The sequence below is a fragment of the Nocardia sp. NPDC004168 genome (assembly GCF_040610355.1).
In the GTDB taxonomy this organism is placed as follows: Bacteria; Actinomycetota; Actinomycetes; order Mycobacteriales; family Mycobacteriaceae; genus Nocardia; species Nocardia sichangensis.
The window spans coordinates 293125-314441 of sequence record NZ_JBEXME010000002.1 but is presented as its reverse complement, the minus strand read 5'-3'; the positions used below and the strand labels follow the sequence as shown (position 1 = coordinate 314441).

General features: G+C 68.7%; 19 protein-coding genes. 7 read left to right on the top strand and 12 right to left on the bottom strand.

Features of this window, described 5'->3' with window-relative positions:
* Nucleotides 1–47: 47 nt before the first annotated feature.
* From pyrE to clpB, 5 genes are all read right to left on the bottom strand, one after another.
* Nucleotides 48–596, bottom strand: coding sequence for an orotate phosphoribosyltransferase (gene pyrE, locus ABZW96_RS05155; protein ID WP_355071509.1), 549 nt, complete (start codon nucleotides 594–596; stop codon nucleotides 48–50).
* Between the two features lies 1 nt (nucleotide 597).
* The gene (locus ABZW96_RS05150) at nucleotides 598–1401 is read right to left on the bottom strand and encodes an SDR family NAD(P)-dependent oxidoreductase (RefSeq protein ID WP_355071508.1); all 804 of its coding nucleotides are present in this window, start codon (nucleotides 1399–1401) and stop codon (nucleotides 598–600) included.
* 55 nt (nucleotides 1402–1456) lie between these two features.
* Nucleotides 1457–2443 (bottom strand): hypothetical protein, encoded by a 987-nt coding sequence (locus ABZW96_RS05145; RefSeq protein WP_355072105.1) that lies wholly within the window; start codon nucleotides 2441–2443, stop codon nucleotides 1457–1459.
* An 89-nt stretch (nucleotides 2444–2532) separates the two neighbouring features.
* A complete protein-coding gene (locus ABZW96_RS05140) occupies nucleotides 2533–3333 on the bottom strand; it encodes a DUF5666 domain-containing protein (RefSeq protein WP_355071506.1) in 801 nt (266 codons plus the stop codon).
* A gap of 49 nt (nucleotides 3334–3382) precedes the next feature.
* On the bottom strand, nucleotides 3383–5938 hold the full coding sequence (gene clpB, locus ABZW96_RS05135) for an ATP-dependent chaperone ClpB (protein ID WP_355071504.1): 2556 nt from the start codon (nucleotides 5936–5938) through the stop codon (nucleotides 3383–3385).
* A gap of 338 nt (nucleotides 5939–6276) precedes the next feature.
* Here clpB and ABZW96_RS05130 point away from each other — a divergent pair, with 338 nt between their 5' ends.
* The 4 genes from ABZW96_RS05130 to ABZW96_RS05115 all read left to right on the top strand — a co-directional run bounded on the left by ABZW96_RS05130 (nucleotide 6277) and on the right by ABZW96_RS05115 (nucleotide 10412).
* Nucleotides 6277–7212 carry an NADP-dependent oxidoreductase gene (locus ABZW96_RS05130; protein WP_355071503.1) on the top strand — a complete coding sequence of 312 codons (936 nt, stop codon included), beginning with the start codon at nucleotides 6277–6279 and terminating at the stop codon, nucleotides 7210–7212.
* 56 nt (nucleotides 7213–7268) lie between these two features.
* Nucleotides 7269–8156: an LLM class flavin-dependent oxidoreductase gene (locus ABZW96_RS05125; RefSeq protein WP_355071502.1), complete on the top strand. Its 888-nt coding sequence runs from the start codon at nucleotides 7269–7271 to the stop codon at nucleotides 8154–8156.
* Between the two features lie 308 nt (nucleotides 8157–8464).
* Nucleotides 8465–9622, top strand: a complete 1158-nt coding sequence (locus tag ABZW96_RS05120) for an FAD-binding oxidoreductase (protein WP_039802769.1) — start codon at nucleotides 8465–8467, stop codon at nucleotides 9620–9622.
* A 28-nt stretch (nucleotides 9623–9650) separates the two neighbouring features.
* On the top strand, nucleotides 9651–10412 hold the full coding sequence (locus ABZW96_RS05115) for an FAD-binding oxidoreductase (RefSeq protein WP_355072103.1): 762 nt from the start codon (nucleotides 9651–9653) through the stop codon (nucleotides 10410–10412).
* A 217-nt stretch (nucleotides 10413–10629) separates the two neighbouring features.
* Here ABZW96_RS05115 and ABZW96_RS05110 read toward each other — a convergent pair whose 3' ends face one another.
* From ABZW96_RS05110 to ABZW96_RS05085, 6 genes are all read right to left on the bottom strand, one after another.
* Nucleotides 10630–11799: an FAD-binding oxidoreductase gene (locus tag ABZW96_RS05110; RefSeq protein ID WP_355071500.1), complete on the bottom strand. Its 1170-nt coding sequence runs from the start codon at nucleotides 11797–11799 to the stop codon at nucleotides 10630–10632.
* Nucleotides 11800–12330: 531 nt separating this feature from the next.
* Nucleotides 12331–12750 (bottom strand): helix-turn-helix transcriptional regulator, encoded by a 420-nt coding sequence (locus tag ABZW96_RS05105; protein WP_355071498.1) that lies wholly within the window; start codon nucleotides 12748–12750, stop codon nucleotides 12331–12333.
* Nucleotides 12750–13910 carry a molecular chaperone DnaJ gene (gene dnaJ / locus ABZW96_RS05100; protein WP_355071496.1) on the bottom strand — a complete coding sequence of 387 codons (1161 nt, stop codon included), beginning with the start codon at nucleotides 13908–13910 and terminating at the stop codon, nucleotides 12750–12752. Before dnaJ ends, ABZW96_RS05105 begins: the two co-directional genes overlap by 1 nt.
* A 24-nt stretch (nucleotides 13911–13934) precedes the next feature.
* Nucleotides 13935–14594: a nucleotide exchange factor GrpE gene (grpE, locus tag ABZW96_RS05095; RefSeq protein ID WP_355071495.1), complete on the bottom strand. Its 660-nt coding sequence runs from the start codon at nucleotides 14592–14594 to the stop codon at nucleotides 13935–13937.
* Nucleotides 14591–16438 (bottom strand): molecular chaperone DnaK, encoded by a 1848-nt coding sequence (dnaK, locus tag ABZW96_RS05090; RefSeq protein ID WP_355071493.1) that lies wholly within the window; start codon nucleotides 16436–16438, stop codon nucleotides 14591–14593. Before dnaK ends, grpE begins: the two co-directional genes overlap by 4 nt.
* Before the next feature lie 308 nt (nucleotides 16439–16746).
* Nucleotides 16747–17217 carry a MarR family transcriptional regulator gene (locus ABZW96_RS05085; protein ID WP_355071491.1) on the bottom strand — a complete coding sequence of 157 codons (471 nt, stop codon included), beginning with the start codon at nucleotides 17215–17217 and terminating at the stop codon, nucleotides 16747–16749.
* Between the two features lie 110 nt (nucleotides 17218–17327).
* On the opposite strand from ABZW96_RS05085, the gene ABZW96_RS05080 reads away from it, so the two are divergent.
* The 3 genes from ABZW96_RS05080 to ABZW96_RS05070 all read left to right on the top strand — a co-directional run bounded on the left by ABZW96_RS05080 (nucleotide 17328) and on the right by ABZW96_RS05070 (nucleotide 20636).
* Nucleotides 17328–19031 carry an MFS transporter gene (locus ABZW96_RS05080; RefSeq protein WP_355071489.1) on the top strand — a complete coding sequence of 568 codons (1704 nt, stop codon included), beginning with the start codon at nucleotides 17328–17330 and terminating at the stop codon, nucleotides 19029–19031.
* 5 nt (nucleotides 19032–19036) lie between these two features.
* Complete coding sequence (locus ABZW96_RS05075) at nucleotides 19037–19333, top strand: hypothetical protein (protein WP_355071487.1); 297 nt, start codon at nucleotides 19037–19039, stop codon at nucleotides 19331–19333.
* A 139-nt stretch (nucleotides 19334–19472) separates the two neighbouring features.
* On the top strand, nucleotides 19473–20636 hold the full coding sequence (locus tag ABZW96_RS05070; protein ID WP_355071485.1) for a zinc-binding dehydrogenase: 1164 nt from the start codon (nucleotides 19473–19475) through the stop codon (nucleotides 20634–20636).
* A gap of 10 nt (nucleotides 20637–20646) precedes the next feature.
* Here ABZW96_RS05070 and ABZW96_RS05065 read toward each other — a convergent pair whose 3' ends face one another.
* Complete coding sequence (locus tag ABZW96_RS05065) at nucleotides 20647–21291, bottom strand: endonuclease (protein WP_355071483.1); 645 nt, start codon at nucleotides 21289–21291, stop codon at nucleotides 20647–20649.
* Nucleotides 21292–21317 lie beyond the last annotated feature (26 nt).

The following is a 21317-nucleotide window of genomic DNA, read 5'->3' as shown; positions in this document are numbered from 1 at the left end:
GAGACTCACACGACCCTTCACCTTCGAAGACTTACACCTCTTCCAGGCTATCCCAGGGCGAGATCCTTCAAGCCGAGGATCGACCGGTACTCCAGACCTTCCGCGGCAATCACCTGGTCGGCGCCGGTTTCCCGGTCGACGACGGTGGCGACGCCGACCACGGTAGCGCCCGCAGCGCGCAACGCGCGCACCGCGGTCAGGGGCGAATTGCCGGTCGTCGTGGTGTCCTCCACGACCAGCACCCGCTTGCCCACGACATCGGGGCCTTCGATCTGGCGCTGCATGCCGTGCGACTTCGCGGCCTTGCGCACCACGAAGGCGTCGATCGGGCGGCCGGGCGCGTGCAGCACGGCCAGCGCCACCGGGTCCGCGCCCATGGTCAGGCCGCCGACGGCGTCGAAGTCCCAGTCCGCGACGAGTTCGCGCAGCAGCTTGCCGATCAGCGGGCCCGCGCCGTGGTGCAGCGTCGCGCGGCGCAGGTCGACGTAGTAGTCGGCCTCTTTGCCCGAGGACAGGGTCACCCGGCCGTGCACGACGGCGAGCTCGCGTACCAGCGCGGCCAGCCGGTCCCTGTCGTTGGTAATCACGTCGATCATGTCAAGTCCTTCCGCGTGCGTTGAACAGCCCGCGATTGAGCCGGGCCCCCAGGGTTCGCGGGATCATTCCGGCGACGGTGGTGAGCGCTTTGTACTGCACACCGGGCACGCTGAGCACCCGGCCCTTCTCCAGATCACGCAGTGAGCCGGCGACTACCTGGTCGACGCTCAGCCACAACGCTTTCGGCAGCGAGGACATCTCGATGCCTGCTCGCTGGTGGAATTCCGTGCGGACGAATCCCGGGCACAGGGCTTGGACCCGGACTCCGGTCCCGGCCAATCCGCCTGCCAACCCTTCCGTGAAGGATACGACGTATGCCTTGGACGCCGAGTACGTCGACCCTCGTCCGGGAATCAGGCCCGCCACGCTGGCCACGTTGACGACGCAGCCGTTGGCCGCCGCGATCATCGGCGGCAGCGCGGCCCTGGTGAGCCGCACCACGGAGGTGACGTTGACGTCCAGTTGCGCCTGCAACTGCTCGGGCGGCAATGTCCAGAACTCCCCTGACCGCGCGAAACCGGCGTTGTTCACCAGGAATTCGACGCCGTCGGCCAGCCGCGCCGCGACCCGCTCGCGATCCTCGGCCCCGGCCAGGTCGGCGACGAGCAGCTCCGAGCGGGTACCGAAGTGGTGTTCCATCTCGGTCGCGAGGGCGGTGAGCCGCTGCTCGTCCCTGGCGGCCAGCACCAAGTCGTAGCCGAGGGAGGCCAGCCGGGTCGCGTAACCGCGGCCGATACCCGAGGTCGGTCCGGTGATCAAAGCCACCGGGCGGGTGGCGCCGGGCAGCCGGGGATGCTCGGTCATGACGGCGCGATCGATGGCAGTCGCTCGGGTCCGACCGCGGTGGGCGCGCGGCCGGTCACTTCGGCACGGGTCCCTGGTAGGGGCGGAAGCCGGGATGGAACGGTCCACCGGGCGGGTCGGCGGGCCGCTGCCGCGACTCGGAGTCGGCCCGGCCCTCGGCGCGCTCGTCGCGTTCCTCATGTGACCGAGGCCCGTCGTCCTCGCGCACGCGGGCGCGGGTGTTCGGCACGACGGCCAGCGACGGGCGGCGCGCCGGTTCCGATCCCCGCTCCTCGGCTCGCTCGCCGGCGTGGGAGTCTTCATCGGACCGCTCGTCGCCTTCGGCCTCCGGGCGCGCACGGTCGCCCGCGTCGTCCTCGGGGCCCCGGACGTTCTCGCCCCGCTGACGCTCGCGAGGCCGGGAGCGGCCCGGCTCGGGGCCGCCGTCGTCGAAGTGCGGCTCGCTGACCGGTGGCAGCACGTGCAGCAGGCCGGACAGGCGCAGCACCGCGTCGATCGCGCCTTCCCAGTCCTTCGGGGTGGTGCCGACCAGCAGCATGCCCAGCGTCCAGTTGCCCTCGCTCCAGAGCATCTGTACGGAGTCCGGAAGATTCTCGATGAACGCGACCATGCGCTGATCGACCGCATGCCTGGCGATTTCGGGATTGGTCGCGAACACCACGCGATCACCGATGGCGCCGAGCAGTTCCAGATCGTGGTCCTTGGGCGGCGCGGCCGTCTTCAGCCGCATGTCCACGTCGATGTCCGAACCGATCTGGCGGCGGACCGCGACCAGCGTCGCGGAGTCCTCCAAGTCGAACAGCACGAACTTCTCGCCCTTGCGGATGCCGGAGACCACGTCGACCGCGGAGAGATAGCCCAGTTTGGTCAGCGCGCCCCGCCGCCACGTGGACGGCAGCGCGGGTTCCACGGACACATAGGTATAGCCCTGCGACTTCGCCCACACCTGTCGCGCGTGACCGGTCCGCTGACGCTGGAGCCGATCGAAATACAGCAGCACGATCGCACCCACGAGCGCGATCGCCGCCAACCCGAACCACATTGCCGTCATCGACGCCTAGCCTAATGGTCCCGGCCGGACATGGTCCGTCATTACCCCCGGCGCTTCGCGCGGGCCGCGCCCGGCGCGGCTCATCGTCCGCCGCCGGGCAGCGAGGTACCGATGATGACCTTCGCCTGGATCGATCCGTCCGCGGCCTTGTCGCCCTGGATCAGCACCAGCTCACCGGTGGCGAGATCGGATACTTTCGTGCCCGACAAGGCGATCACCTGCGTCTTGGCGTCCGTGCGCACCGTGATGGTGTTGCCCATCACCGAACTCACCGTCAGGGTGCCCCCGTCGTTCGCGGTGATGGTGCCCATGGTCGCGCCGAGCCCGTCGGCATCGCCGAGGCCGGGCACGCTGGGCAACCCGCTCGGTGGGGTCGGCTGGGCGTTCCTGGTTCCCGGCGCCGGTCTCGTGGTGACGCGCGTCGTCGGTGCCGCCGCGGTGTCGGCCGAGCCGGAATCGCTTGCGCCAAGCAGCACGCCCGAGACCACCCCGATCGCACCGATGAGCAACACGACGCCGATGCCGAGGGCGATCCACAGACCGGTGTTGCGCCGCGGCGGCTGCGGTGGTGGTCCCTGCGGCACTCCCCCGGCAGGCGGCATCGCGCCGCCGGGCGGCCCCGCCGCACCCGGAGCGGTGTCCGGATAGGCGGCCCACTGGGAGTCGTAGGACGGGAACGCGCGCGTCGCGTTCGTCGGGGGTGGGCCCCAGGATCCGTACTGCTCCGTCGGGGGATATTCCGACGGAGCGCCGGCGCCGTACGCGTCGGGATACGCCGTGGTGTGCGCCGGGCCCCCGTAGCCGGACTTGCCCGGCGGACCCAGGTGCTCGGTCGGTGCATCCTCCGGCCGCTGTCCCCAGGGATCGTTCGGGTTGGTCATGGCTTCCAGGGTAAGCGGCCCCGCACGCGCGGGGCCGCTTGCTCGCTCATCACCTTCCGACGATCAGACCGTCCCCGTCGGGGCTGACGGCCACCTTGACGCTGTCGCCGTCGGTGACCTCGCCCGCGAGCAACTCCTTGGCGAGGGAGTCGCCGATGGCCTGCTGGATCAGCCTGCGCAACGGACGAGCGCCATAGGAGGGGTCGTAACCGCGCACGGCGAGCCAGAACCGAGCCGAATCGCTGACCTCCAGCTTCAGCCTGCGTTGCGCCAGGCGCTTCTGCAGCTGATCGAGCTGTATGTCGACGATCTGCTCCAACTGCTCCTCGTCGAGCGCGTGGAACATGACCACGTCGTCGAGGCGGTTGAGGAACTCCGGCTTGAAGGCCGAACGCACCGCGTTCATGACGAACTCCTGGTCACCACCCGCACCCAGGTTCGAGGTGAGGATGAGGATGGTGTTGCGGAAGTCCACCGTGCGGCCTTGGCCGTCGGTGAGCCTGCCCTCGTCGAGCACCTGGAGCAGGATGTCGAACACGTCCGGGTGCGCCTTCTCGATCTCGTCGAACAGCACCACCGTGTAGGGCCTGCGCCGCACCGCCTCGGTGAGCTGGCCGCCCTGGTCGTAACCGACGTAGCCGGGCGGGGCGCCGACCAGCCGGGCCACCGAGTGCTTCTCGCTGTACTCGCTCATGTCGATGCGGACCATGGCGCGCTCGTCGTCGAACAGGAAGTCCGCCAACGCTTTCGCCAGCTCCGTCTTGCCGACGCCGGTCGGGCCGACGAACATGAACGAGCCGGTGGGGCGATTCGGATCGGCGACACCCGCGCGCGCCCGGCGCACCGCGTCGGACACCGCCTGCACCGCCTCGGTCTGACCGACCACGCGGCGACCCAGCTCCTCCTCCATGCGCAGCAGCTTCTGGGTCTCGCCTTCCAGCATCCGGCCCACCGGAATGCCGGTCCACGACGACACCACCTCGGCGATGTCGTCCGGGCCGACTTCTTCCTTGAGCATCACCTCGCCGTCGCCCGCGGTGGCCGAGGACTGCTCGGCCTGAGCGAGCTGCTTCTCCAGCGCGGGGATCCGGCCGTAGCGCAGTTCGGCCGCCTTGCCCAGATCACCGTCGCGCTCGGCGCGTTCGGATTCGCCGCGCAGCGCTTCCAGTTGCTCCTTGAGCGTGCGCACCTGGTCGATCGCACTCTTCTCGTTCTGCCAACGGGTGGTCAGCTGATTGAGCTTCTCCCGGTCGTCGGCGAGTTCGGCGCGCAGCTTCTCCAGCCGCTGCTTGGAGGCCTCGTCGGTCTCCTTGGCGAGGGCGACCTCCTCGATTTCCAGGCGGCGCACCGCGCGCTCCACCTCGTCGATCTCCACCGGGCGGGAGTCGATCTCCATGCGCAACCGCGAGGCCGACTCGTCTACCAGGTCGATCGCCTTGTCCGGCAGGAACCGGGAGGTGATGTAGCGGTCCGACAGCGTAGCCGCGGCGACCAGCGCGGAGTCGGTGATGCGCACACCGTGGTGCACCTCGTAGCGATCCTTGATGCCGCGCAGGATGCCGATGGTGTCCTCCACCGACGGCTCGCCGACCAGCACCTGCTGGAAGCGCCGCTCCAGGGCGGCGTCCTTCTCGATGTGCTGGCGGTATTCCTCCAGCGTGGTCGCGCCGACCAGGCGCAGCTCGCCGCGGGCCAGCATCGGCTTGATCATGTTGCCCGCGTCCATCGCCGATTCACCGGTGGCGCCCGCGCCGACGATGGTGTGCAGCTCGTCGATGAACGTGATGATCTGGCCCGCGCTGTTCTTGATGTCCTCAAGCACGGCCTTGAGCCGCTCCTCGAACTCGCCGCGGTACTTCGCGCCCGCGACCATCGCGCCGAGGTCGAGCGCCACGACGGACTTGCCGCGCAGCGACTCCGGGACGTCGCCCGCCACGATGCGCTGGGCGAGCCCCTCGACGATGGCCGTCTTGCCGACACCCGGCTCGCCGATCAGCACCGGGTTGTTCTTGGTGCGACGGCTCAAAACCTGTACCACCCGGCGGATCTCGGTGTCCCGGCCGATGACCGGGTCGAGTTTGCCGTGGCGGGCGGCGTCGGTGAGGTCGGTGGAGTACTTCTCCAGCGCCTGGTAGCTGCCCTCCGGATCGGGGCTGGTCACCCGGGCGCTGCCACGCACCGCGGTGAACGCCGCACGCAGCGCGTCGGCGGTGGCGCCGTACTTGGTGAGCAGCATCGTCACGTCGGAGTCGCCTTGGGCGAGACCGACCATCACGTGCTCGGTGGAGACGTATTCGTCGCCGAGTTCGGTGGCCAGGCGCTGCGCCGCGGTGATCGCGGCGAGCGCCTCGCGGCCCAGCTGCGGTGTGGTGGTGGCGCCGGTCGCCTGCGGCAGCCGGTCCACGATGGCCTGTGCCTCGTTGCGCACGACCGCCGGATCCGTTCCGACGGCCTTCAGCAAGGGCGCGGCGATGCCGTCGGTCTGGTCCAGCAACGCCACCAGCAAGTGCGCCGGACGAATCTCCGGGTTGCCCGCGGCGGAGGCCGCCTGCAGGGCGGCGGTCAGTGCGGCCTGGGTCTTGGTGGTGGGATTGAACGAGTCCACGAGTCACCTTCCTACTAGTCGAGTCGATTCGTACGGCGCCGAGCGTGTTCGCCCGGCCGAAGCCGTCGCTTCGTCCCGCTCCGCCTTCGGCTCGGCGCCGTTCCTACCCGTCCAACGTCCGAAAGGTTGAGTCTGTTCCGCTCAAGTTTCAGATTCTTCGCCACGCCGCTCCGATGCCGCCGGATCGTGTCGAACGCTACGCCCCGGCACCGGCGAAAGCGACGCCCCGCGACACCGCCGATGCGATGATTCCGCACGTCGGCGACCTTCGGATGCCTACGATGACCTCGGCCGTCAGTTGTTGCAGCACTCTTCACCCCGACTCAAGGAGCGAATGGATGCGCGCGATCGTGGTACGGAAGTTCGGAGCGACGCCGGAACTGGCCGAGATGCCGATGCCCGAGCCGGGCCCCGGATCCGTGCGGGTCCAACTCCAGGCGGCCGGGGTGAATCCCTTCGACCGGAAGGTGGCCTCCGGCCTCCTGGAAGGCAAACTGCCGCACGACTTTCCGCTGATCCTCGGAGTCGACGGGGCGGGCACGGTCGCCACGATCGGCGCGGGCGTCAGCCGGTTCGCCATCGGCGACCGGGTGGTCGGCAAGTTCCTCACACCGCCGGTGGGCCACGGCAGTTTCGCCGAGTACGCGGTGCTCCCTGAGGGCGGCACGCTGGTGCCGATCCCGCCGGGCGTGACCACCGTCGCCGCCGCCGCGCTGCCGACGGCCGGGGTGACCGCGCAGGACCTCGTGGACGCCACCCACATCCACCCGGGCCAGACCGTGCTGATCGTGGGCGCGACCGGCGGCGTCGGCTCCTTCTTGGTGCAGCTGGCCAATATCGCCGGCGCGCACGTCATCGCCACGGCACGCGGCGACTCCGCCGATCAGATGACCCGCTTGGGCGCGGCCGAGACGGTGGACTACACCGCGGGACCGGTGCGCGACCAGGTCGCCGCCGCGCATCCGGACGGCATCGACGTGCTGTTCGATCTGGTGAGCCCGCCCGAGGCGCTGGCGGAGCTGACCACGCTGGTCCGCGACGGCGGCACCGTCTACTCCACCACCTTCGCGGCTGACGAGGACGCGCTGCGCGCACGGTCGCTGAAAGGGGGCAACATCGAATCCAAGGGGAAAGCGCCGGAGCTGGCACGGCTGATCCAGCGCGTCGCCGCCGGTGACGTGGTCGTGCCGATCGACGCGACCGTCCCGCTCGCGGAGGGACCGGCGGTCATCGGAGCGCCCGGCGCACGCGGCAAGACCGTGCTCGCCATCTGAGCGATACCGGCCCGCCACGCCGGGGTCGGGCGTCCCGCGAGACCACCAGGAGGTGTGTGACGAGCACTCGACCGCCCCAATTCGGTCTGTTCCTGATCCCGGAGGCCGACGACTTCCGCAGGCTCGCCGAGCTGAGCGTGTACGCCGACGTGTCCGGGCTCGACCTGATCGGGATCCAGGACCATCCCTACCAGCGCCGTTTCCTGGACACCTGGACGCTGATCACCGCTCTCGTCGCGCGCACCGAGCGGATCACCTTCTTCCCCGACGTGGCGAACCTGCCGCTGCGCAACCCCGCGTTGCTCGCGAAGGCGGTGGCCTCGCTCGACATCATCAGCGACGGCCGGATCCAGCTCGGTCTCGGCGCGGGCGCGTTCTGGGACGCCGTCGCCGGGATGGGCGGACCGCGCCGAACCGGCGGCGAGGCGGTACGCGCCCTGGCCGAGGCGATCGCGGTGATCCGCGCCTTGTGGAGCGACGAGCGATCGGTCCGGGTGCCCGGCGCCTTCTACTCCCTGGCGGGCGCGCATCCAGGCCCCCGGCCGCGGCACGAGCCCGGCATCTGGCTCGGTTCGCGCGGGCCGCGCATGCTCGAGCTCACCGGACGCGCCGCCGACGGCTGGGTGCCGTCCGCCGCGTGGGCGCCGCCGGAGTTCCTCGCCGAAGCGGGCGAGCGGATCGATGCCGCCGCCGCGGCGGCGGGCCGGGATCCGCTGACGGTGCGGCGGGTGCTGAACGTATCGGGCACCATCACCGCGGACGGGTCCGATCGCGGCTTCCTGGAGGGCCCGCCCCAGCGCTGGGTCGACGACCTGCTCGCCCTGCACCGTGACCAGCGGATCGACGGTTTCGTCTTCTGGCCGACCGAGGGGGAACCGGTCGAGCAGATCCGTCGTTATACCGAGCAGGTCGTGCCTGCGGTGCGTACCGGCGCCGGAACCTGACCGGCCGGAAACGGCATCCTCCGGTCCCGCATCGACGCGGAAATCCGGCCCGGCCCACCCACGACGGCGGTACCCGACGGGTCAGCGGCATCCGCCGTTTGCCCACCGATTACCGTTTGCCCGGGTCGCACGGCACCAACGGGCGCAGCCGGACGTAGTCCGTCTCCAGCACGGGCGTGGCCGCAGCGAAGGCGAAGGTTCGCTTTATACCCACACGACCACGGCATTTTCGGGGATACTTGTCGGCGGGAGACCGCCGGTAACGGGTATGTCCCCGGGCAGAACTGAGGGAAAGGAAGCTCCACGTCGTGGATGCGCGTTCGGCTGCGCTGGTCCGCGCCAATTTTCGTTCGGTGATCGAGTCGCCGAATGGACCCGAGCGGTTGGTCAGTGCGTTCTACGGACATTTGTTCGCCGAGAACCCACGGTTGCGCGAATTGTTCCCACCCGCCATGGAGATGCAGGCCAAACGGATCGCCACGGCCATCCAGTACGTCCTCGATCACCTGGAGGACTGGGACCGCGCGCAGAAGTTCCTGGAGCAACTCGCTCGCGACCATCGCAAGTACGGCGTGGAGGCCGCGCACTACGACATAGCGGGCCGTGCGCTGCTGGCGGCGTTCCGCGTCTACAACGGCGCGGCGTGGAATCGGAGCCTGGAGGAGGGCTGGCGCGACATCACCATCCTGATCTCCGCGTCCATGGCCATCGGCGCCAACTCCGACAAGTCGCAGCCGGTGTGGGAGGCCACCGTGGTCGGCCATCGCCGCGTGCTGGAGGACCTGGCCATCGTGCGCCTGCAGTCCGATGGGCCGGTGCCCTACCAGGCCGGGCAGTACGTGCCGGTCACCATTCCGCAGCGGCCCAAGATGTGGCGCTATTTCTCTCCCGCCATCCCGTCCAACCCGTACGGCGAGATCGAGTTCCACGTGCGCAAGATCCGCGGCGGCTGGGTGAGCCCCGCGATCGTCAACGAGACCAGGGTCGGCGACCGATGGCGGATCGCGGGCCCGCTCGGCGGACTGCACGTCGACCGGGACAGCGGCCGCGACGTGCTCATGATCGGCGCGGGCACCGGCATCGCCCCGCTGCGCGCCCAGCTGATCGAAATGGGCCAGCGCGGCATCAACCCGCGAGTGCACTTCTTCATCGGCGGCCGCTATCCCTGCGACCTGTACGACGTGGAGAACATGTGGCAGCTCTCGCAGAGCAACCCGTGGCTGACCATCGTTCCGGTGTGCGAGCAGAAGACCAACCCGTGGTGGTACCCGCATCCGCCGCAGGACGCACCGTACGGCATGCACCGGCGCCTGATCGGTAACCTTGGCGCCGTGGTCGCGAGCTTCGGCGCGTGGGAAGACCGGCAGATCCAGATCGCCGGCTCGGCCCGGATGATCGCGGACACCCGGCGCGCGCTCATCGCGGTCGGCACGCCGGAGCAGAACATCAGCTGCGACCCTGTGTAAGAAGGAGGCCCCGTTGGGGGATCCGAGCATGCTCGGCAATGGTCATCAGGCGCCGGAGTGGACTTCGACCGTGGTCGGCCATCATCGCCTGCGACACGATCTCGCGGTGATCCGCCTGATCGGAGAGTTCGTGCCGTTCGCCGCCGGACAGTCGGTCGAAGTCCGGGTGCCGCAGCATCCCGGCGTGCGCCGCAGGCTGTCCCCCGCGCTGCCGCCGTCCCTGGACGGCAAACTGGAGTTCCACGTGCGCACGGTGCCCGGCGGCTGGTGCAGCGCCGCGATCGTCGCCGACACCCAGCCGGGCGACGAGTGGCGGATCGGCGCTCCGGCAGGCGGGTTCTGGGTCGACCCCGACGGCGACGAGGTGGTGATGATCGCGGGCGGTACGGGATTGGCGCCCATGCGCGCTCAGATCCTCGAGCTGGCGCGCAAGCCGTCGCCGCCGCCCACCTACCTCTTCGTCGGGGGGCGTTCCCCCCGCGACCTGTACGCCTCGGACATGCTCTACCTGCTGGCCGCCGAATTGCCTTGGCTCACGGTGATTCCGGTGGTGGAGAACCCGGAGGATCCGAGCTGGGTCGACGACTGGTACGAGCAGTCCCGCGTCGACATCGGCTTCGCACCCGACGACCTGCTCTACGGCACCCTCGCCGAAGTCCTCGGCTCCCACGGCGCTTTCCTCGAACACCAAGTACTCGTCTGCGGCTCCCCGGCCATGGTCCAAACCACGGTCGACCGCCTCCTCGAAACCGGAACTCCGCCGGAGCGAATCCAGTTCGAGGGGCTCTGACCGATCAGCAGATCGATACAGCAGCCGTGGTATTGCCACCATCGGATATCCCGAGGCTGCAACAACGGCGAGCCCCTGGGAGCGCGGTCATCACCTGACGCGCCCGGCGCACCGCAACCACGTCTTTCGAGCGAAGCGAGACCGAGCATCCGCCGTTCGCGCCGAAGGCGCGGCCGAACAACACAGCCCGCGAACACCCGGCGCCGCAGGCGCCGGACTAATACAACGGGTCGTGGCGGATGTTCTTCGCCAGGGTTCCGGCTGCCATGAGTCGGAACTTGGTGGTCTGCACCATCGAGGGTGAGCCGACGATCTGCACGTCGCGGTCGGACCATGCGCCGAAACTGGCGACGACCTTGCCGATCTGGCCGGTGACGCGGGGTTCCAGGCCCGGCCAGGTGGTGCGCGGCTCCTCCGGTTCCGGGTACCACCAGGGGTTTTCGTCGTGCTCGCTCACCGGCGTGACCGTGAGCCAGCGGTTGGCCATCGCCAGCTTGCTCAGGGTCTCCAGGTCGTAGAGGTCGCAGGGGTGGTGGCCGCCGACAAACAGATGCACCTTCGGATTGGTCCGCCGCATCGCCATCGACATCAGCTGCGCGCGCAGCGGCGCGATTCCGGTGCCGCAGCCGACCATCAGCATCTTGCGTTTGGCGTTGCGCGGAACGCCGAGGCCGCCGAGTGGCGAGCCGAGCAGCCATTGGTCGCCGACGACAGTCTGGCCGACGATGGCCGAGCTGACCCAGCCGCCGAGCACGCTGCGGACGTGGAACTCGATCTCACCGTTGGCATTCGCCGGCACGGCGGGCGAGAGATAGCGCCACATGCGCGGCCGCGACGGAACCTGCACGCTCAAGTACTGGCCCGCGGCATAGCGCATCGGCTGATCCAGTTGCAGCCGGACGACGACCAGGTTGCGCAGCACCTCGCGGCGCTCGATCACCGTGCCGGTCCACACCGACGGCGTGGTCTCCTTCTCCGCCGCGCCGATCATGGTGTCGGAGATGATCTGCAGGCCCTCGTCCCAGGCGCGGTCCACCTCGTCGGTCCACATCTCGGTGCCCGCGAACACCTTCACGGCGTTCTTCAGCGCGGTGGCGACGGCGGCGTAGTGCGCGGGCTGCACGCCGTATTTGCGGTGGTCCCTGCCGAGCTGAGCCAGGAAGGGCAGCAGCTTGTCGGGCTCCTCCAACCGATCCAGTGCATAGGAGATCGCCTTGACCAGCCGGTCGCGCTGGGAGTCCATCGCGGCGGGAAAGAAATCGCGGACGTGCGGGTAGTCGGTGAACAAGATCGCGTAGAACGATCTCGCCAGTTTCTCCGGCCCCCCATCCTCCGCAGCAACCGCCTTGAACGTAGTTCTGATCAAAGCGACAGTGCGTGAATCCATTGGTCTCACAACCCCATTTCGCACTCGTTCACGAACCATGCCGGCGAGTGAGGTGCTGCGGGGCCACTCGACAGCAGCCGATGGCAAGGAGTGTAGGCGAGGTTTGCCAGCAACGGAATCTTTCGAAGGAACATACCGCGCTCAATTTCGTCGAAACGAGGATACCCAGGGCGACACGCCAGAGAAACCGACTGCAAGACCGGGGATTCGGCACAAAATCAGTCGTGTGCATACCGAATTGGTAAGGCCCTCTTGTGGAATTACGTCCCGATTGGTCTGTTCTAGCGACTTCAGGGCAACATGGCGTCCATCCGAGGTGGATCGAATCGGGTAGGCCGAACCGGTTACGTAAACTGATCTATGGTGAAAAGGTCCAGTTGATTCGACAACGAAATAGATGATGCCGCATCACTTCCGCCGAACATGTTCTGGTTTATCTTCAGCAAATATTTGTGACAATGCCCGCGCACGACGACGGCCCCGGCGCCGGATCGCGATGTGCGACCGAGGCCGGGGCCGTCGTCGTGCCGGTTATCGTCTGCGCTGACCGTCCTCACGACGATGCCGCGGCTGCCAGACGACCAGCGCGGTACTGCGCTGCTGCGGAGCGAGATCCGGACGGTACGCCGCCCGCGTCCGCTCCAGCTCGGCCGACAGTTCCGCGACCTGCTGGCGCAGTTCCTCCACCTGATTGGTCAGTTCGATGATGCGCTTGATGCCCGCCAGGTTGACGCCCTCGTCCTGGGACAGCCGCTGCACCTCGCGCAGCAGCTCCACGTCCCGGGCCGAGTAGCGCCGACCACCGCCCGAAGTACGTTGCGGCGTGACCAGTCCCAGACGGTCATACGTGCGCAGCGTCTGCGCGTGCATGCCGGCCAGCTGGGCCGCGACCGAGATCATGAAGAACTCGGCCCGCGACCCGCCGGACGCGTTCTTCGGTTCGGAGGACATCACGCACCTGCCCATCCCGCACGTGGGTCGAAGCCGCCGGCCCGTTCCGCCTCCTGGTAGCGCTTCAGCGCCTCGACGGCGTCGTTGTCCAGCTTCTGCGGAATCGCGACCTTCACCGTTACCAGTAGGTCGCCCGCGCCGCCGCCGCGCTTGGGCACGCCACGGCCGCGCACCCGCAAGGTGCGGCCGTCGGCGGTACCCGGAGGCACCTTGACGCCGACCCGGCCGTCCAGAGTGGGCACCGAAACCGTTGTACCGAGGACCAATTCACTGTAACTGACCGGCAGAACCAGGGTCAGGTCGTCGCCGTTGCGGCCGAAGACCTTGTCCTGGCTGACGTGGACGGTGACATACAGGTCGCCCGAGGGCGCCCCGCGCAGCCCCGCCTCGCCCTGACCGGCCAGCCGGATCCGTTGACCGTCACCGACTCCGGGAGGAATCCGCACCGTGATGGTGCGCGTGCGGTTCTGGATGCCGCTGCCCTGGCAGTCGAGGCACGGGTCGTCGATGATCGACCCGCTGCCCCGGCACTCGTCGCACGGCTCGCTGAAGCCGAACGCGCCCTGGTTGCGGCTGACGATGCCGGTCCCGTTGCAGATCGGGCAGACTCGCGGACTCGTGCCCGGTTTGGCGCCGCTGCCGTGACACGTCGTGCACGGCGAGGGGCTGGTCATCCGCAGCGGGACCGTGACGCCCTGGGCCGCTTCCCGGAAACCGAGCGTCGTCTCGGTCTCCACGTCGGCCCCGCGCCTGGGGCGGCTCGACGACCGCGTGCCGCCCCGGTTGAACAGACCGCCGAGCAGGTCGCCGAGGCCACCGTCGGCGGCACCGGCGGCGCCGCCGAAGATGTCCCCGAGGTTGAACTCCTGCGAGAAGCCGCCACCGGTACCGCCGCCGAAGCCACCGCGACCGTAGCCGCCACCCGCGAAGAGCTTGCGGGTGTCGTCGTACTCCTTGCGCTTGGCCGGATCCGACAGCACGGCGTGCGCCTCGCTGACGGCCTTGAACCGCTCCTCGGCTTTGGTGTCACCGGGGTTGGCGTCCGGATGCAAGTCCCTGGCGAGCTTGCGATAGGCCTTCTTGATCTCGTCCTGCGAGGCGCCGGAGGAAATACCCAGCTCCTTGTAGAAGTCCTTTTCGATCCACTCCCGTTGGCTCACCGAGCATCTCCTCCTCTCGCGTCCTTATTGATCGTTCGCGCCGGCATCAACATCCGATGCCTCTTCAGTAGGTTGAACAGCGTTTTCCGTCAGATCGGCTACGCCGTCGGTTACCCCGACGAGCGCGTGCCGAAGCACCCTATCGCCGAAGCGATAGCCTTTGCGCATCACAATGCCGATCACCGGGTCGTGGCCGGAGCCCTCGTGCTGCACGGCCTCGTGCAGGGTCGGGTCGAAAGGCTCGCCCTCTGAACCGAACTCCTCGAGACCCTGCTTGAGCAGCGCGGCCGACAGCTTGTCGGCCACCGACCGCAGCGGACCCGATTCCAGGTCGCCGTGCGCCCGCGCGCGGTCGAGATCGTCGAGCACGCCGAGCAACTCGGTGACCACCGACGCCTTGGCGTTGTCGATGACGGCCTTGCGGTCGCGCTCGACCCGGCGCCGGTAGTTGGCGTACTCGGCGGTCAGCCGCTGCAGGTCGGCGGTGCGCTCGGCGAGCTCGCCGCTGATAGTGTCGGCGAGGGCGTCGTCGTTGTCGATGTCCACGCCCTCGTCCACCTGCGGGGCCTGCGCGGCCGCGGCGCCGTTGTCCGCGGCCTGCTGCCTGACGTCACCGGTCTCCGGATCGATCTTCCGGTTGTCGACGAAGGTGATCGGCTCCTTCTCGGAGTTGTCCTCGGTCACTTCTTCTCCGTGTCGACCGGCTCGTCCACGACCTCGGCGTCCACGACCTGGTCATCCGACGCGGCGCTGGTCGCGCCGTCGCCCTGCGCGGCGGCGTCCGCGGCGGAGGCCTCGTAGATGGCCTGGCCGAGCGCCTGCGACTCGGTGGCCAGCTTCTCGACGGCCGCCTTGACCGCAGCGATGTCGGTGCCCTTCAGAGCCTCGTTCGCCTCGGCGATGGCCGCCTCCACCTTGGTCTTGACGTCCGCGGGGACCTTGTCCTCGTTCTCCTTGATGAACTTCTCGGTCTGGTGGACCAGCGACTCGGCCTGGTTGCGGGTCTCCGCCTCCTCGCGACGCGCCTTGTCCTCGGCCGCGTGCGCCTCGGCGTCCTTGACCATCCGATCGATCTCCTCCTTGGACAGGCCGGAGCCGTCCTGGATCTTGATCGTGTTCTCCTTGCCGGTGCCCTTGTCCTTCGCGGTGACGTGCACGATGCCGTTGGCGTCGATGTCGAAGGTGACCTCGATCTGCGGCACGCCGCGCGGGGCGGGCGGGATGCCGGTCAGCTCGAAGGAGCCGAGCAGCTTGTTGTGCGAGGCGATCTCGCGCTCACCCTGGAACACCTGGATCTGCACCGACGGCTGGTTGTCGTCAGCCGTGGTGAAGGTCTCCGAGCGCTTGGTCGGGATGGTGGTGTTGCGCTCGATGAGCTTGGTCATCACGCCGCCCTTGGTCTCGATGCCCAGCGACAGCGGGGTCACGTCGAGCAGCAGGACGTCCTTGACCTCACCCTTGAGCACACCGGCCTGCAGGGCGGCGCCGACGGCGACGACCTCGTCCGGGTTCACGCCCTTGTTGGGCTCCTTGCCACCGGTCAGCTCGCGCACCAGGTCGGTGACGGCCGGCATACGGGTGGAACCGCCGACGAGCACCACGTGGTCGATGTCGGACACCTTGATGCCCGCGTCCTTGATCACGGACTGGAACGGCGCGCGGGTGCGGTCGAGCAGGTCCGAGGTGATCTTCTGGAACTCGGCGCGAGTCAGCTGCTCGTCGAGGAACAGCGGGTTCTTCTCCGCGTCGACGGTGATGTAGGGCAGGTTGATCGAGGTGCTCTGCGAGGAGCTCAGCTCGATCTTGGCCTTCTCGGCGGCCTCACGCAGCCGCTGCATGGCCATCTTGTCCTTGGTGAGGTCGATGCCCGAGCTGGCCTTGAACTTGTCGACCAGCCACTGCACGACCCGCTCGTCCCAGTCGTCACCACCGAGGTGGTTGTCGCCGGAGGTGGCGCGGACCTCGACGACGCCCTCGCCGATTTCCAGCAGCGAGACGTCGAAGGTGCCGCCACCGAGGTCGAAGACCAGGATGGTCTGTTCCTTGTCGCCCTTGTCCAGGCCGTAGGCGAGCGCCGCGGCGGTGGGCTCGTTGACGATGCGCAGGACGTTCAGGCCCGCGATCTGGCCTGCTTCCTTCGTGGCCTGCCGCTGGGCGTCCTCGAAGTAGGCGGGCACGGTGATGACCGCGTCGGTGATCTCCTCACCGAGGTAGGACTCCGCGTCGCGCTTGAGCTTCATCAGCACGCGCGCGCTGATCTCCTGCGGCGTGTACTTCTTGTCGTCGATGTCCACCGACCAGTCGGTGCCGATGTGCCGCTTGACGGAGCGAATGGTGCGGTCGACGTTGGTGACGGCCTGGTTCTTCGCCGGCTGGCCGACCAGTACCTCGCCGTTCTTCGCGAACGCGACGATCGACGGGGTGGTGCGCGATCCTTCCGAGTTGGCGACGACGACCGGTTCACCGCCTTCGAGAACGGCGACGACCGAGTTCGTGGTCCCGAGGTCGATTCCGACCGCACGAGCCATAGTGGTTCCTCCTAATTGACGTACCGATATGTGTAGGTGCCGGGCGAAACCGCCCTCGGCGTCCGCTGCGGGACGCCGCGAGACCTCGCCCCTAGCACCTCACGGAGCACGGCCCCAGCAACACTGAGCGTGGTCGGCTCAATCCTGCCTCGCAGGAGTCTCGGAGTCAACCGAAACTTGAGTCGTACACACTCAATCTTGTCGACAGGCTCAACGGACGACTCGCGCGTTTAATTCCCGGACAGCGACGCACATGCGTGACCTGCCACACACTTCCGGCGCGGCGAGGAAGCCATGGAGGGCAGGAATCAGCGGGAGAGTCCGGGATGAATGCCCGGTTCCAGCCCGTTCGTCGCCGCGAGCCGCTGCAACAGCCGCAACAAGGTGGCGCGGTCGGCCGCCTCGAATTCGCGCAGCAGGTCGGACTCGAGTCCGTCGACGACACGTTGAGCCCGGGCCAGCAGATCATGCGCGGCGGGCAGCAGGTAGACGGCGTGCGCCCGGCGGTCGGCCGGATGCTTGCGGCGCTCGACCAGGCCGCGCTTCTCCAGCTCGTCGACCAACCCGACCATCACGTTGCGATGGATGCCCAGCGTCTCGCACAGCTGCTGCTGCGACTGGCCGTCGTGCTCGCGCAGCACGCGCAACGTGCCGAAATGCCTGGGACCGATGCCGAGCGGGGCCAACCCGTCGCTGAAGCGGTACGCGGTGTGGAACCCGAGCTGCCCGAGCAGAAAGGCGACGTGGTCGGACAGCGGCGTCGGATCGGCTTCGGGCACTCCCCGATCATAGCATTAACGCACCTTTCATGATTGCCATATTGATTGATAATCACTCGAGGTGCATAGTTTGGGAGTCGGTACTTCCCTCCCATCCGAAAGAGGCCCTCATGGAACCCGACCTCACTACTCGTCCCCCTACCGATTCCCGCCGCTGGATCGCGTTCGCGGTCGTGCTCGCCGCGGGATTCATGGACTTGCTCGACGTCACGATCGTCAATGTCGCCGTGCCGAGCATCCAGGCCGATCTGCACGCCGCGTACTCGCAGATCGAATGGATCGTCGCGGCCTACGTGCTCGCCTTCGCCGCCGTGCTGATCACCGGCGGCAGGCTCGGCGACATCTTCGGCCGCAAACGGATCTTCCTGATCGGCATGGCCGGCTTCACGCTCGCCTCGGCGGCCTGCGGCCTGAGCACCGATCCGGCCATGTTGATCGCCGCACGCTTCGTGCAGGGCGCGATGGCCGGGCTCATGGTGCCGCAGATCCTGGCGATCATCCGCGTCACCTTCGCCGACCACGAGCGCGGGCGGGCCATCGCGCTCTACAGCGGCGTCGGCGGGTCCGCCTCCGCGGTCGGTCTCTCGCTCGGCGGCCTGCTGGTGCAGTGGGACCTGTTCGACCTGGTGTGGCGGCCGATCTTCCTGGTCAACGTCCCGGTGGGCATTCTCGCGCTCGGCGCGGCCGCGGCGGTGATGAAGGAGTCCCGCTCGCCCGCCGCGCCGCGCTTGGACGTGGTCGGCATGATCCTGGCCATCGGCGCGGTGCTCCTGCTCGTCTACCCGCTGGCCGAGGGGCGCAGACTCGACTGGCCCGCTTGGACATTCGTCATGATGGCCGCCTCCGCCGCGACCTTCGCGGTGTTCGTCGCGTATGAGCGGTACCGGGCGCGGACGGTCGGCTCACCCCTGGTCGACTTGACGCTGTTCCGGTCTCGGCCGTTCGCGATCGGGCTGGGCAGCTGGCTGCTTTTCTGGATCGGACTCGGCGGGTTCTTCCTGGTGTGGACGCTGTTCATGCAGGCGGGACTGGGCTGGACGCCGATGCGAGCCGGGCTGACCGCCGTGTTCTTCGCGGTCGGCGCGGGGATCGGCGCCGGAGTCTCGGTGAGCGTGCTCGCGCCGCGGTTCGGCAGGCGGGTGCTGATCGTCGGCGGCCTGGTCAACGCCGCGGGCTTCGGCCTCTACGGCTGGCTGGCCACGCACTACGGCGCGGAGATCGCCTCGTGGCAGATGGTCTTCCCGCTGATCGTCACCGGTGCCGGATTCGGCATGGTGGTCGCGCCGACCATCGACTTACTGCTCGGCCAGGTGCCCGCGCGGGAAGCGGGCTCGGCGTCCGGTCTGCTCAATACCGGGCAGCAACTCGGCACGGCTCTGGGCGTCGCGCTCGTGGGCGTGGTGTTCTTCACCCAGCTCGACCACGATTCGGCACGCGGGGTCGACACGGTCGCGCCGGAGGTTCGCGCCGAACTCGCCGCGGTAGGCGTGCCCGAGCAGGCGCGGGACGAGATCCTCGCGAACTTCCGCGCCTGCGTGCTGGATCGATCCGCGCAGGTCGATCCGACCGTGGTGCCGGACAGCTGCCGGGCCGGCGCGGAGCGGAGCTCCAGCGGCGTCGGTCAGGTACTCACGACGGCGGGCATGCGGGCGAACGCGGTGAACTTCGCGAATACTTTCGAGCGCACCCTCTGGTACGGCATCGGCGTCCTGGCGCTGGTCTGCCTGGGCTTCCTCGCGCTGCCGCGCAGTGCCAAGCTCGAACACCACGAGATCGATATCGATGCGACGGACCCGCAACCGGTAGGGGTGTGAGCGAGATGGACCTTCTGATCATCGGCCGCAGCAGGAACACCGTGGACGCCGCCGTCGAGCGGGTTCGGGCCGCCGGGTTCTCCGCGCGCGGTGTCACCACCGACGACGAGGCGCTCGCGGCACTCGACACCGGAGAGTTCGCCCATCTGCTGATCGGCGGCGGGGTGGAGAAGAGGTCGCGGCCCGCGCTGAAGGAGGTTGCCGGACGGCACGGTGTCGCCGTGCACGAAGCTCGTCGCCATGGCCGCGACGTCGCCGACTACCTCGAGCAGGAGGTGTACCCGCGGCTGCGCGGCGCTTGACTGAAGCCGCAACCGAAAGCGCCTCGGCCCGTTGAGTCTACGGCCGAGGCAGCCACGGGGTGCGCCCTGCCGCAGTAGGGTGGCGGCGGGGCGCCCCGGCCGAGGCGCCCACCGTGCGCCGTCGATCCGAGGAGTCGTCATGAGGGCCGCCGTCGTCACCGCCGCCGAATTCGAGGTCACGGAACTGCCCACGCCCCGGCCCGGTGCGGGTCAACTGCTGATCGACGTGGCACGCTGCGGTATCTGCGGCTCGGACCTGCATGCCCGCACCCACGCCGACGACCTGGCCGACCTGGCCGTGGCCACGGGCTACGAGCACTTCATGCGTTCGGATCAGAGCGTGGTGCTCGGCCACGAATTCAGCGGCACGGTGGTCGATTACGGGCCGGACTGCCGGAAGAGGTGGAAGACGGGAACGCCGGTGGTATCGCTGCCGATCGTCCGGCACGGCAGGCAACCCCACTTGGTGGGACTGTCGACGGCGGCGCCCGGCGGCTACGCCGAACAGGTGGTGGTCCAGGAATCGATGACCATGCCGGTGCCCAACGGCTTGTCCGCCGAACACGCCGCGTTGACCGAGCCCATGGCCGTGGCCTGGCACGCCGTGCGCCGGGGCCGGGTGGGCAAGGGACAGACCGCGTTCGTCATCGGCTGCGGGCCGATCGGGCTCGCGGTGATCAGCATGCTGAAAGCCGCGGGCGTGCGCACCGTGGTGGCCAGCGACTTCTCGCCGCGCCGACGGGAACTGGCGACGGCATGCGGCGCCGACGTCGTGGTCGACCCGGCGACCGAATCGCCCTGGACGGCCGCCCCGAAGAAGGGGCGGATCAACGGCGTCACCGATATCCTCGGACTCGGATTCGACGCCATGGATCGCCTGCGGCGGGTACCGAACCTGCCGTGGTGGTATGTCTTCCGGCTGGCTCACACGTTGAACGCGGGACCGGCCGGTCCGGTCATCTTCGAATGTGTCGGCGTACCGGGAATCATCGACCAGATCCTCACGGCCGCGCCGCCCCTCTCGCGTGTGGTGGTGGTCGGGGTCTGTATGGAGACCGACCGCTTCCATCCCGCCATGGCGATCAACAAGGAGATCGAACTGCGGTTCGTCCTCGGCTACGACCCCGGCGAGTTCCGCGACACCTTGCACATGCTCGCCGAGGGAAAGGTCGACCCGAGCCCCTTGATCACCGGGACCGTCGGTCTGGACGGCGTCGCGGACGCCTTCACCGCCCTCGGCAACCCGGAGCGGCACGCGAAGATCCTGATCGACCCGCGCGGTGCGGGCACCGCGCTGATCTGAGCGCGCTCGGTCAGGGCGCGGCGGCGAGAACCTCGTCGGCGATCTTCTCGTCCAGTGTCACCCGCACCAGGGCCGCGGCGAGATCCGCGGTGTGGTGGTTCGGCGCAAGGCGGGCCAGCCGGTCGGGATCTTCCGGCAACTGGACGCGCTTGGCGCCGCGCAGGGCTCGCTCGTCGAAATGGGGCTGGACCCAGGGCCAGGTGTCCTGGACCTCGCGTAGGAAGATGTCGGCGCCGGTGGGGCCGATGCCGTCGAACTCCTGGAGCAGTTCGGCCGCGCGCCGCGGGTCGTTGTCCGCCTTCTTCGCCAGCTCGCGCAGATCACCGTGGTAGCGGTCGAGCACGCGCGTGGCGTTGTGGCCCAGCCTCGTCGCGGTGCTCTCGTCGTAGCGGCGATAGTTTCCCCGCCCCAGCGCGTCGACCAGCTCCTGCCAGTCGGCGTCCGCCACCCGGTGCGGCGTCCGATAGCCGCTGCCGATCAGCTCACGGGTGGCCCCGATCGCGATCTCGGCGGAGATGCGGGCACTGAGCAGCTGGGAAAGCATGAGCAGCTGGAACAGTGCGGCCGGTTTGTCGTCGAGCGTGATACCCGCTTCCTCGGCATATCCCGTGCCCGCACGGACGAGCAATTCGTGTACGACGTCCTCTTGGCTCATCGTTACCTCCTCTCGCTACCAGGGCG

Excerpts from the sequence above, each read along its gene's own strand:
- pyrE (WP_355071509.1), bottom strand. The coding sequence starts at position 596 with ATGATCGACGTGATTACCAACGACAGGGACCGGCTGGCCGCGCTGGTA.
- ABZW96_RS05150 (WP_355071508.1), bottom strand. The coding sequence starts at position 1,401 with ATGACCGAGCATCCCCGGCTGCCCGGCGCCACCCGCCCGGTGGCTTTG.
- ABZW96_RS05145 (WP_355072105.1), bottom strand. The coding sequence starts at position 2,443 with ATGTGGTTCGGGTTGGCGGCGATCGCGCTCGTGGGTGCGATCGTGCTG.
- ABZW96_RS05140 (WP_355071506.1), bottom strand. The coding sequence starts at position 3,333 with ATGACCAACCCGAACGATCCCTGGGGACAGCGGCCGGAGGATGCACCG.
- ABZW96_RS05130 (WP_355071503.1), top strand. The coding sequence starts at position 6,277 with ATGCGCGCGATCGTGGTACGGAAGTTCGGAGCGACGCCGGAACTGGCC.
- ABZW96_RS05115 (WP_355072103.1), top strand. The coding sequence starts at position 9,651 with ATGCTCGGCAATGGTCATCAGGCGCCGGAGTGGACTTCGACCGTGGTC.
- ABZW96_RS05110 (WP_355071500.1), bottom strand. The coding sequence starts at position 11,799 with ATGGATTCACGCACTGTCGCTTTGATCAGAACTACGTTCAAGGCGGTT.
- ABZW96_RS05105 (WP_355071498.1), bottom strand. The coding sequence starts at position 12,750 with ATGTCCTCCGAACCGAAGAACGCGTCCGGCGGGTCGCGGGCCGAGTTC.
- dnaK (WP_355071493.1), bottom strand. The coding sequence starts at position 16,438 with ATGGCTCGTGCGGTCGGAATCGACCTCGGGACCACGAACTCGGTCGTC.
- ABZW96_RS05080 (WP_355071489.1), top strand. The coding sequence starts at position 17,328 with ATGGAACCCGACCTCACTACTCGTCCCCCTACCGATTCCCGCCGCTGG.
- ABZW96_RS05075 (WP_355071487.1), top strand. The coding sequence starts at position 19,037 with ATGGACCTTCTGATCATCGGCCGCAGCAGGAACACCGTGGACGCCGCC.
- ABZW96_RS05070 (WP_355071485.1), top strand. The coding sequence starts at position 19,473 with ATGAGGGCCGCCGTCGTCACCGCCGCCGAATTCGAGGTCACGGAACTG.
- ABZW96_RS05065 (WP_355071483.1), bottom strand. The coding sequence starts at position 21,291 with ATGAGCCAAGAGGACGTCGTACACGAATTGCTCGTCCGTGCGGGCACG.